Raw genomic sequence first — 12,067 nt, 5'->3', positions numbered from 1 at the left:
TTATCCTCCCAAAACCTCTTCCGCGGCCTTGATGGCCGCCGCGGCGTTGGCGGCGTCGCGACCACCGCCCTGCGCCATGTCGGGACGCCCGCCGCCGCCCTTGCCGCCCAGTTCCTGCACCGCAGCCTTGACCAGATCGACGGCCGATATCGACTGCGTCAGGTCGCTTGTGACACCGGCGGCGACTGCAGCCTTGCCCCCCGTGTCGGCGATCAGAAGAACGGCGCCCGATCCCAGCCGCGCTTTGTGCTCATCAATGAGGGCCGGCAGATCCTTGCCCGACACACCATTCAGAGCCTGTGCCAAGAACTTGACGCCATTGATCTCTTTGGCCTCAGCGCCGCCGCCTTGACCGGCTCCACCGGCCATCGCCAGATCGCGGCGCAACTGCGCCACTTCGTTCTGCAAGGATTTGCGCTCGTCCAGCAGAGCTTTGATGCGATCAACGACATCATCCGGCTGCGCCTTCAACTCGGCAGCAATCTGGCCAAGGCGCCGATCCTGCTCGGTCAAATACCGCAATGCAGCGTCCCCGGTCAGAGCCTCGATCCGCCGCACACCCGCGCTGCTTGCGCCGTCACCCAGAATGACAAAGGTCCCGATATCACCAGTCTGGCGCACATGCGTGCCACCACACAGTTCGATCGACCAAGTTTGGCCGTCATGGCCCTTGCCGGTCTGAGCCTTGCCCATCGAGACGACCCGGACTTCGTCGCCGTATTTTTCGCCGAACAACGCCTGTGCCCCCAACGCGCGGGCATCGTCCGGGGTCATGATACGGGTTTCGACCGTCGAGTTCTGACGGATGAACTCATTCACTTCGCGTTCAACGGTCTGCAACTCAGCCCGTGTCAGCGCCTTGGCGTGGCTGAAATCAAACCGCAGACGGTCGGCAGCATTCAACGATCCGCGCTGTGCAACATGATCGCCAAGCGTTTCGCGCAGCGCTTCGTGCAGCAGGTGCGTTGCCGAGTGGTTCGCTCGAATGGCCGAGCGCCGGCCGTGATCGACTTCGAGTTCGACGGCATCACCTTTGGCTACCGCACCGCTGTCCACGACGATCTTGTGTGCATAGACCTTGCCATCGGCAAACTTCCGGGTATCTTCGACCGTCGCGCTCTGGGTGCGATCTTCAAGACGGCGGATGCTGCCGGAGTCACCGACCTGGCCACCAGCCTCGCCGTAGAAGGGAGTCTGGTTTACGACCACCCAGCCGGATCCACCCTGCTCGATACGGTCCACAAGGTCGCCGTCGACCACCAGGGCCATAACTTGGCCCTCAGCCATTTCGGTTTCGTAACCCAAGAAATCGGTCGCACCGCTTGCGTCCAGTATGTCGAACCAGACCGCCTGATCTGCTGCTTCGCCCGAACCTGCCCAAGCGGCGCGCGCCTTCGCCTTCTGCTCGGCCATGGCGGTGTCGAACCCGTCGGTATCAACCGACCGGCCTTTTTCGCGCAGGGCATCCTGTGTCAGATCAAGCGGGAAGCCATAGGTGTCATACAGCTTGAAGGCGGCATCCCCGGGTAGCGGCGCCCCGTCCGGCAGGCCCGCCACTTCGTCATCCAGCAGTTTGAGGCCCCGGTCCAACGTCTGCTTGAACCGGGTTTCCTCCAACAACAACGTCTCTTCGATCAGAGCCTGAGCACGACCCAGTTCGGAATACTGCGCGCCCATCAATTGAACCAGTGTCGGAACAAGCTTGTGCATGACCGGATCCTTGGCGCCCAGAAGATGCGCGTGGCGCATGGCCCGGCGCATGATCCGGCGCAGGACATATCCGCGACCATCATTCGAAGGCATGACCCCGTCAGCAATCAGGAAAGAGGTCGACCGCAAGTGGTCGGCAATCACCCGATGGTGCACATTCTGATCGCCATAGGGGTCCACATGCGTGACTTCGGCCGAGGCCTCGATCAGTGTCTTGAACAGGTCGGTATCATAGTTGTCATGGCTGCCCTGCAGCAACGCGCCGATCCGTTCCAGCCCCATGCCGGTATCGATCGACTGCATGTCCAGTTCGCGCATCGAGCCGTCGTCGAACTGCTCGTTCTGCATGAAAACGATGTTCCAGATCTCGATGAAGCGATCACCGTCTTCCTCGGCCGATCCCGGAGGTCCGCCCCAAATGTGGTCGCCATGATCATAGAAGATCTCGGTACAGGGGCCGCAGGGGCCGGTCGGGCCCATTTGCCAGAAATTGTCGCTGGTGGCGATGCGGATGATCCGGTCTTCGGGAACGCCGACTTTCTTCCAGATCTCAAACGCCTCGTCATCGGTATGATAGACGGTCGTCAGCAGACGGTTCTTGTCGATCCCGAACTCCTTGGTGATCAGCTCCCAAGCGAACGGAATCGCTTCTGATTTGAAATAGTCGCCAAACGAGAAGTTGCCCAGCATCTCGAAGAACGTGTGGTGGCGGGCCGTGTAGCCGACATTGTCCAGGTCGTTGTGCTTGCCGCCGGCGCGCACGCATTTCTGCGCCGTAGTGGCACGTGTGTAGTCGCGTGTCTCAAGGCCAGTGAACAGGTTCTTGAACTGTACCATGCCCGAGTTGACGAACATTAGGGTCGGGTCGTTGCGCGGCACAAGCGGGCTCGACGCGACCACTTCGTGCCCTTGTTTGGCAAAGTAGTTCAGAAAGGTTGAGCGGATATCGTTCAGCGTGGGCATTGGGCTCTCTCAGCGCGCATTCATGATCTATCGCGACGGTTTAGCCCCCTGCCCGCCGATAGTCCACAGGATTGCTGCACCGCAAACGAAACAAGGTGAACCCGAAGGCTCACCTTGGCAGTTTTCACTCGAATCTTCCGATCAGGCTTCGAGGATATCATCCTCGTCCGCCGCGGGCGGCATGTCGAACTCCAGCCCGTGCGCGGCGCGGATCTTGTCCTCGATTTCCAGCGCAACCCGACTGTTGTCCCGCAGGTATTGCTTGGCGTTCTCGCGCCCCTGCCCGATCCGCTCATCCCCATAGCTGAACCACGAGCCGGATTTTTCGACCACTCCAGCCTTGACGCCAAGATCCAGCAGTTCGCCCATCTTGCTGATGCCTTCGCCATACATGATGTCGAATTCAACCTGCTTGAACGGCGGGGCCACCTTGTTTTTCACCACCTTCACGCGGGTCTGGTTGCCGACCACCTCGTCGCGGTCCTTGATCGCGCCGATGCGGCGGATGTCCAGGCGGACCGAGCTGTAGAATTTCAGGGCGTTGCCCCCGGTCGTGGTTTCCGGGCTGCCAAACATGACGCCGATCTTCATGCGGATCTGGTTGATGAAGATCACCATGCAGTTGCTGCGGGCGATCGAGCCTGTCAGTTTGCGCATCGCCTGGCTCATCAGCCGGGCCTGCACGCCCACGCTGCTGTCGCCCATGTCGCCTTCCAGCTCGGATTTCGGCGTCAGCGCCGCCACCGAGTCCACCACAACCATGTTGACTGCGCCGGAACGCACCAGCGTATCGGTGATTTCCAGCGCCTGTTCACCAGTGTCAGGCTGCGAGATCAGCAGCTCGTCCAGATCCACCCCCAGCTTGCGGGCGTATTGCGGGTCCAGCGCGTGTTCCGCATCGACGAATGCACAGACGCCGCCGCGTTTCTGCTGCTCGGCGATACAATGCAGGGTCAGGGTCGTCTTGCCCGAGCTTTCCGGGCCGTAAATTTCGACAATCCGACCCATCGGAAGTCCGCCGATGCCAAGGGCGATATCCAGCCCGAGTGAACCGGTCGAACTGGCTTCGATCTCCTGCCGGGCGCCATCGCCCAATTTCATGATCGAGCCCTTGCCGAACTGCCGCTCGATCTGCGCCAACGCGCTGTCCAGCGCCTTTTGCTTGTCGGGGTTTTTCTTGTCGTTCATTGTCAGAAGATCCGCCATTGTCCTGTCGCCTTCCCTTTTGTCACACCCATCACCGGGCGGCAATCGCTGCTTTGTTCGCCTCTTGTTCCTTATGAGATCAAAAAGAGAACATTTCAACAAAAACTTTCATTCCTTACCTTTGGATGAAGAGGTTAAAGAGTCGTTTATTCTGATCTCGAAACTGCTCAATCATGCCCAAGGCTCTGTCTTTGCGATGAAATTTAACTTGAACAGGCTGGTGATTTTGTGCGGAAGCAATTGACCTCGGCCGCCGGGGCGGACAATCATGCGGCACGACAGCCTTCGGCGCAGGAAAGACATGACATGCTGATCTTCTTCAAGGAACGCCTTGCGCTTCTGTCGCTGCCCAAAACCGGAAGCACCGCCTATCAGGTCGCGTTGCGGGACCGCGCAGATATCGTGGTGTCGGGTCCACCGGATCTGAAACATGCGCCGGTGCGTCGCTATGACCGTTTCTTCCAGAACATTTTTCGCAAGATGTACGACACGGAAATGGAAATCATGGCCGTAGTCCGCGAACCCGTCGATTGGCTGGGCAGCTGGTACCGGTACAGGACGCGCACCGAATTGACTGGCCACCCGCATTCGACCGCCGGCATGTCTTTCGACATGTTTGTTCAGGCCTATATGCAATCGCCCCGTCCCGGGTTTGCCGATGTCGGAAGCCAAACTGAATTCTTCCGGGCCCGCAGCAATGGCGCCGGCGCTTCGCATATCTTTCGCTACGAACACCAGGACGAGATTCTGGACTTCCTTCAAGATCGACTGAACTCTCGGATCAGTCTGACCCGCGAAAATGTATCGCCCAAACGGGAACTGATACTTTCGGACCAGACCTTGGATGCATTCCGCAAGGCTCATGCCGCCGAGTTTCGTCTGCATCAGCAGGCGCGTTAGTTGAGGTGCTGAAACACCGCCTCGGTCAATTGTGTCAGTGAAAAGGGCTTGGGCAGGAAGGTCGAGTTTCTGATTTCCGGCCCGGCATCGCCAAACGCTCCTTCGGTATAACCCGACATGAAGACCACCCGAACATCGGGCCGGCTTTCCAGCGCCTTGGCAACCCAGGTTGGACCATCCATTCCGGGCATGACCACGTCCGTGACGAAGACGTCGACGTGCAGGTTCTGATCCTCGAGAATGCGCAACGCGTCCTCGGCCGAGCCCGCCTCAAAGACGGTATAGCCCTTGAGGCGCAAGGCACGAGTGGCAAAGGCGCGTACCGGTGCTTCGTCCTCGACCAACAAAACGACACCTTCGCCTTGATGCGCATTCGGCTCGGGTTGCGCCAGCGGTTCGATCGCGACCTCGGGGTCCCGTGCCAAGCAGACCGGCAGCATGACGTTGAATTCGGTCCCACGCCCTTCGGTGCTGTCCACAAAGATGAAGCCGCCGGTTTGCTTGACGATGCCATAGACCGTCGACAAACCCAGCCCGGTCCCCTCGCCTGTCCGTTTGGTCGTGTAGAAGGGTTCGAAAATCTTCTGCAGCTTGTCTGACGGAATACCGACGCCACTGTCGATGACCTTGACCGAAACATATTCACCCGCCGGAACCGTCGCCCTGTCCCGCATCAGCGGCTCGGTCAAAGAAAACACCTCGGTTTCGATACGGATTTCTCCGCCGTCGGGCATCGCATCGCGCGCGTTCACAACCAGATTCATGACGACCTGTTCCAACTGCCTCTTGTCTGCGCGAACGGGCTTGAGAACCGGATCATGACTGAGGATCAGCTTGACCTTCTCGCCTACAAGGCGGTTCAACAAGTGGATCAGGTCGGAAATGGTATCGCGCAGATCCAGCACTTCGGGCCGCAGGGTTTGTTTACGGGAAAAGGCCAGCAACTGGCTGACCAACGCAGCGGCCCGGTTGGCGTTCTGATTTATTTGGACGAGATCACCGTAGTTCGGATCACTTTGATCATGGCGCAGCAGCAGCAGGTCGCAATGTCCGGAAATGGCGGTCAGCAGATTGTTGAAATCATGCGCAACACCGCCCGCCAGCTGCCCGACCGCCTGCATCTTTTGCCCTTGGACGAACTGAGCCTCCAGTGTCTTTAGTTCGGTCGCGTCGTTCAACACGGCAACCAGGCGCACCTCACCGTTCTTGACGATGCGGGTCAAGGTCAGTTGAACGAAGACCTCTCGGTCCTTTCCACCCAGTCGCAGGAATTCCGAACGTGGTGGTCCATCGCACGCGGCGACCTGAAGCAACCAGTCTCGCAAGGGGTGTCCCAATCCGCTCAGGATCGTGTCGATATTGGTCTGACCCAACTCAACATCACCGATCAGCTTGCGCGCCAATCGATTGGCATCCAGAATCTCTCCGCCCGGAGCAAGGTGCATCATGGGTACCGGGACGTCGGCGAAAGTCGTGGTCCACTGATCTGCAGGCGCGTCGTCAAGCACGACCAGCCCGATATCCCGGCCCGCACTGGTTTTTTGAACCTCGCACACGAATACCCGCCGCGAACCTTCTTGAGCAGGCAGGCGTAGAACCGTTTCACCGGATATGACCTCCGGCGTCAGAGCCTCGGCCGCGCCCACCTCGCTGCCTTGGAGCATCGCCTCGGCCGCGGCATTCATGTTCAGGACCACTTCATTTCGCCCGAGCGTCACGATTGGAAGCGAAGCATACGCCCAGGGTTGCCGACCCGAGGCCTTGATCCGCCACAGGTACAGATCATCGCCAAGGTCGATCGCCAGAACTGGAATTGTCGTACCCTTTGTCACGATGTCTTCTGCCGCGCGCCCTTCGACTTGCGCCAATGACTGCATCCGAACCAGTATCGCCGCAGGATTGGCGAAAACGGACCGCAAACACATGTCCAGCCTTGCGCCTGTCGAGGCGTTGAACCTGTCTCGCGCCGCGGAGTTCACGATCAGCACTCGCCCGTTGGCATCCGTGATGAAACCCGGGGCGGGCTCTTTTTCCAGAAACGACGCGAGAATGGTTTGCGCCTGTTTGTCGACGCGGTACGAGAACCATCCGCGCAACAGAACAAACGCGCCAACGGCCAGAAAAGACCCTCCGACTGTCAGCAGGCCCGAAACCAACTGGGGTGAGATCGGAAAGAGCTGTGCGAGAATGACCAACAAAAGCGCGACACCGACCAGAGAGATGGCCCGCGACCAGCTCGGAAAGTGCCGCCCAGTCAAGCTTGGCGTAAATTGAGCGACTTCGGTCATCAACAACTCGATTCAAAATCAATCCACGGCATATCGTGGCACAAAGGGTTAATATCCGCTTAAGGAATCCGGCGAATATTCTCCTTTAAGTTGTTTTCAGCGCATCAGCGTCGCGTCAAGTGGGTGGAATAGAAGCCGTCAGTCCCGTGTACAACCTGCCACAATCGGCTGAACGTACATTGCCATTCCGGATGCGACGACAGGAACGTGTCTATGACGCCTCTGTTTTCGACATCCAGCATCGAACAGGTGGCGTAGGCCAATACACCGCCATCACAGACGAGGGGTGCGGCCGCGTCCAGAATGGACAATTGCGTCTTAGGCAACAGGATCAATTGCTCGGTCGTCAATGCCCATTTGCCCGCAGGTGCGCGCCGCCACGAGCCGCTCCCGGAACAGGGAGCGTCAGTCAGCACCACGTCAAACGGGCCGTGTTTTACCAAGTCATCTGTCGACAGGATGGTAATGCGCGCTCCCGCCCGTTGCGCTCGATCAGGAAGGTCACGCATGCGCCCGGGGTTGGCGTCATGGGCGAAGACTTCGACACCGCCGGTGGCGGCCATGGCCAGCGCCTTGCCGCCACCCCCGGCACAATAGTCCAGAACCCTCATGCCAGGCCTGAGGTTCAATGCAGCAACGACAGCTTGGCTCGCTGCATCTTGCAACTCGACCAAGCCGTCACGATAGCTTTGGGATTGCGAAATCTTCCGGGCACCTTCGACAACTTCAAGCGCTGTCTCGCAGGCCGGGTGCGGCGCAGTGGAAATCCCTTCCCGCGTCAGCGCGTCCACCGCCTCTTGCAAGCTCGTGCGGGCCAAATTGACCCGCAGGTGAACCGGAGCGCGCGATTGCAGCGCGGCGGCGGCCTCTCTGGCACTTTCACCAAGCGACCGCTCGAAGACCGGCCAAAGCCACTCGGGAATGTCAAACTGCTCGGCTTCCGTTTCGAATGGGCGACCGACCTCGTCCGCCGTGACGGGGTCTGGGGCGTGACGATCTCCGGTGAACAGATCGCCCGGGTCCTGACCCTGCGACCGCAGAGCGCCCAGCATCAGGCCTCGCCCCGTCCTTGCACCGCCGATCGCAGCGTAAGACCGAAGATGTCGAAGCGCGTCAAAGACATGGTCGCGGATCGCTGCCCTGTCCTTCGATCCGGCAAAACGGCTGCGCCGCGCCCAGCCCGTCAACGCTTTCTCGGCGGGCGTTCCGCCCAGAAAATCGTCTAGGATTTCGATAGCGGCCTGAACGCGCGCGCCTGGGGTCATGTCGAGGTCCTGAGTCCGACGGAAACCGTCACATCACGCGGTAGTTGGGGCTTTCGCGTGTGATCTGTACGTCATGCACGTGGCTTTCCTTCAGACCCGCTCCGGTAATCTTCACGAACTGACAATTGCGGCGCATTTCATCAACGGTCGCGCAGCCGGTATAGCCCATGGCCGCGCGCAGACCGCCGACCAGTTGGTGAACAACGGCGCTGGCCGAGCCCTTGTAGGGCACCTGCCCCTCGATCCCTTCGGGCACCAGCTTGTCATTCGCAGCGTCTTTCTGGAAATAGCGATCGGCCGAGCCGCGCGCCATCGCGCCCAGGCTGCCCATGCCGCGATAGGACTTGAACGAGCGGCCCTGGTACAGAATGACCTCGCCCGGGCTTTCATCGGTGCCGGCGATCATCGAGCCGACCATGGCGCAGGACGCCCCCGCCGCGATGGCCTTGGCGAAATCGCCCGAAAACTTGATGCCGCCATCAGCAATGACCGGCACGTCTCCGGCCGCCGCCGCACAATCCATGATCGCGGTCAGTTGCGGCACGCCGACACCCGCCACCATGCGCGTGGTGCAGATCGAGCCCGGCCCGATCCCGACCTTCACCGCATCGGCACCGGCGTCGATCAGAGCTTTGGTCGCGTCGCCCGTTGCTACGTTACCCGCGATGATCTGAACCTCGTTGGAAAGGGACTTGATCCGCTTCACCGCATCAAGCACTCCTTGGGAATGGCCGTGCGCCGTGTCGACCACGATGATGTCGACACCAGAGTCGACCAGCTGCTCGGATCGTTCAAAACCGGCATCGCCAACAGACGTTGCCGCCGCGACACGCAGTCGGCCCAAACCGTCCTTGCAGGCCGTGGGGTTCAGCACCGCTTGTTCCGTGTCTTTCAGTGTCAGCAGACCGGTCAGCTTGCCGTTGGCATCCACGACCAGCAGCTTTTCGATCCGGCGGGCCTTCATCAGGCTGATGGCCTCTTCCCGGTCGGCCGGTTCTTGCAGCATGGCCAGGTTGTCCGAGGTCATCATCGCGCGGATCGGCTGGTCGTCCGAGGTAGCGAAACGCATGTCGCGGTTGGTCACGATACCAACGACGCGGCCTTCTTCATCCACCACCGGGAAACCGGTGAAGTTGTAGCGTTCGACCAAGGCCTTGGCATCGGCCAGCGTCTGATCGGCGCGCAGGGTGACGGGGTTGTAGACGATGCCGGATTCGAACCGCTTGACCCGGCGCACCTCGCGGGCCTGTTCCTCGACTGTCAGGTTCTTGTGGATCACCCCGATGCCGCCGGCCTGCGCCATGGCGATGGCCATGCGCGCCTCGGTCACCGTGTCCATGGCCGAACTAAGCAGCGGTATGTTCATGGTGATCTGACGCGTTACGCGCGTGGACGTGTCTGCCGTTGCCGGCAGCACCGACGAGGCCGCCGGAACCAAAAGAACGTCATCAAAGGTGAGTGCCTCACGAATCTGCATCTGCTAACCCCATGCAAAACCCCGTTTGGCGGTGACCCTATTGCATGGTTTCGACCAAAGGGAAAGCCCCTGCCCCAACTTGTTCGCCCACAAACCGCCGTGATGGCGCGGAAAACGACGCAAGCCGCGCAAAACCTGCCGCGGATTGGCCTTTCCCTTTGCCGCGAAACCCATATCTTGCCGCCATATGCGCGAACACCAAAAAGGCATCCGTCATGACCACCGATCCCCTTGTCGTCTTTACCCCTTCGGGCAAACGCGGACATTTCCCCGTTGGCACTCCGATCCTGACGGCGGCCCGGCAGCTGGGGGTCGATCTGGATTCGGTCTGCGGTGGGCGCGGGATCTGCTCGAAATGCCAGATCACGCCCAGCTATGGCGAGTTTCCCAAACACGGCGTCACGGTCCGCGAAGACGCGCTGAGCGAATGGAACGCGGTCGAGCAGCGCTATGACGACAAGCGCGGGTTGAAACCAGGCCGTCGGTTGGGCTGTCAGGCCACCGTTCAAGGCGACGTGGTGATCGACGTCCCACCCGAAAGCCAGGTTCACCGCCAGGTGGTGCGCAAGGCCGCCGCCGCGCGCGCCATCACCATGGACCCGGCCACGCGCCTTTATTTCGTGGTGGTCGAAGAACCGGACATGCACTCGCCCACTGGCGATCTTGAACGGCTGGAGCGCGCCCTGCGCGAGCAGTGGCAGATCGACGCCGTCACCGCCGACCTGTCGCTTCTGTCCAAACTGCAGCCGACCCTGCGCAAGGGCAAGTGGGAGGTCACGGTCGCCCTGCACAAGGGCCACAAGGACAGCTTGGCGCGCATCGTCGAAATTTGGCCCGGCCTGCACGAAGGCGGGCTGTACGGGCTGGCCATCGACCTCGGCTCGACCACCATCGCCGCGCATCTGACCGATCTGGACACCGGCGAGGTCAAGGCCTCCTCCGGCCTGATGAACCCGCAGATCCGGTTCGGCGAGGACCTCATGAGCCGCGTCTCGTACGCGATGATGAACCCCGGCGGTGATCAGGAAATGACCCGGGCCGTGCGTGAGGCGATCAACGATCTGGTCACCTCGATCGCTGAGGAGGCCGGGATCGACCCGGCCCTGATCGTGGAAACCGTGTTCGTCTGCAACCCGGTGATGCACCACCTGCTGTTGGGGCTCGATCCGGTTGAACTGGGCCAGGCGCCCTTCGCGCTGGCCACGTCTGAAAGTGTCTCGCTGCCCGCGCGCGACATGAATCTGACCACGATGAACCCCCGCGCGCAGATTTACATCCTGCCCTGCATCGCGGGCCATGTGGGGGCCGACTGCGCCGCCGTGGCGCTAAGCGAAGAGCCGGGCAAGTCGCAGGACCTGGTTTTGATCGTGGACGTCGGCACCAATGCCGAGATTCTGCTGGGCAACACGACCCGCGTGCTGGCTTGTTCCTCGCCCACCGGACCGGCTTTCGAAGGTGCGCAGATCAGCTCGGGCCAGCGTGCCGCGCCCGGCGCGATCGAGCGCATTCAAATCGACCCCGTGACCAAGGAACCCCGGTTCCGGGTGATCGGCTCGGACAAGTGGTCGGACGAAGACGGGTTCGAGGCCGACATCGCCACCACCGGCATCACCGGCATCTGCGGGTCGGGCATCATCGAGGCGGTGGCCGAAATGCGCATGGCCGGCCTGCTGGACGAGAGCGGCCTGATCGGCTCGGCCGAACAGACCGGCAGCAGCCGCTGCATCCCCGAGGGACGCACTCATTCCTACCTGATCCATGACGCCAGCGCCGAGGGCGGCCCGCGCATCACCGTGACCCAAGGCGACATCCGGGCGATCCAGCTGGCGAAATCCGCGCTCTATGCCGGGGCGCGGCTGCTGATGGACGAGATGGGCGTGGACAAGGTCGATCGCGTGGTGCTGGCCGGAGCGTTCGGTGCCCATATCTCGACCAAACACGCGATGGTTCTGGGCATGATCCCCGACGCGCCGCTGGACAAGGTCCAAAGCGCCGGCAACGCCGCCGGTACCGGCGCGCGCATCGCGTTGTGCAACATCGCTGCCCGGGCCGAGATCGAACGCGTGGTGCGCGAGATCACCAAGGTCGAAACCGCGATCGAGCCGAAATTTCAGGAGCATTTCGTGGCCGCCAACGCGATCCCGCACAAGACCGACCCGTTCCCGGAACTGGCCAAGATCGTCACCCTGCCCACCCCGTCTTTTAACACCGGAGGCGACACGGAAAAAACTGGCCGTCGTCGCCGCAGAAAGGCATAG

The 12,067-nt window shown here is 61.1% G+C and carries 7 protein-coding genes; 2 read left to right on the top strand and 5 right to left on the bottom strand.

The features are described from left to right. Both alaS and recA read right to left on the bottom strand, forming a co-directional pair. Positions 1 to 2,673 carry an alanine--tRNA ligase gene (gene alaS / locus AC2FNZ_RS07575; protein WP_496840094.1) on the bottom strand — a complete coding sequence of 891 codons (2,673 nt, stop codon included), beginning with the start codon at positions 2,671 to 2,673 and terminating at the stop codon, positions 1 to 3. Positions 2,674 to 2,814: 141 nt separating this feature from the next. Then, a complete protein-coding gene (gene recA, locus AC2FNZ_RS07570) occupies positions 2,815 to 3,879 on the bottom strand; it encodes a recombinase RecA (RefSeq protein ID WP_093962106.1) in 1,065 nt (354 codons plus the stop codon). A 306-nt stretch (positions 3,880 to 4,185) separates the two neighbouring features. On the opposite strand from recA, the gene AC2FNZ_RS07565 reads away from it, so the two are divergent. Continuing rightward, positions 4,186 to 4,779, top strand: coding sequence for a gamma-glutamyl kinase (locus AC2FNZ_RS07565; RefSeq protein WP_496840093.1), 594 nt, complete (start codon positions 4,186 to 4,188; stop codon positions 4,777 to 4,779). Here the strand turns inward: AC2FNZ_RS07565 and AC2FNZ_RS07560 are convergent. The 3 genes from AC2FNZ_RS07560 to guaB all read right to left on the bottom strand — a co-directional run bounded on the left by AC2FNZ_RS07560 (position 4,776) and on the right by guaB (position 9,809). Continuing rightward, on the bottom strand, positions 4,776 to 7,067 hold the full coding sequence (locus AC2FNZ_RS07560) for an ATP-binding protein (RefSeq protein ID WP_496840092.1): 2,292 nt from the start codon (positions 7,065 to 7,067) through the stop codon (positions 4,776 to 4,778). The genes AC2FNZ_RS07565 and AC2FNZ_RS07560 overlap by 4 nt on opposite strands. A gap of 104 nt (positions 7,068 to 7,171) precedes the next feature. Beyond that, the gene (locus AC2FNZ_RS07555) at positions 7,172 to 8,332 is read right to left on the bottom strand and encodes an RsmB/NOP family class I SAM-dependent RNA methyltransferase (RefSeq protein WP_496840091.1); all 1,161 of its coding nucleotides are present in this window, start codon (positions 8,330 to 8,332) and stop codon (positions 7,172 to 7,174) included. Positions 8,333 to 8,360: 28 nt separating this feature from the next. Continuing rightward, positions 8,361 to 9,809 carry an IMP dehydrogenase gene (guaB, locus tag AC2FNZ_RS07550; protein WP_496840090.1) on the bottom strand — a complete coding sequence of 483 codons (1,449 nt, stop codon included), beginning with the start codon at positions 9,807 to 9,809 and terminating at the stop codon, positions 8,361 to 8,363. Between the two features lie 215 nt (positions 9,810 to 10,024). Between guaB and AC2FNZ_RS07545 the strand changes: the two genes are divergently transcribed. Continuing rightward, on the top strand, positions 10,025 to 12,067 hold the full coding sequence (locus AC2FNZ_RS07545) for an ASKHA domain-containing protein (protein ID WP_496840089.1): 2,043 nt from the start codon (positions 10,025 to 10,027) through the stop codon (positions 12,065 to 12,067).

This window comes from Ruegeria sp. SAZA006, from assembly GCF_059613465.1.
This window is presented reverse-complemented; position numbering and strand designations above follow the sequence as displayed.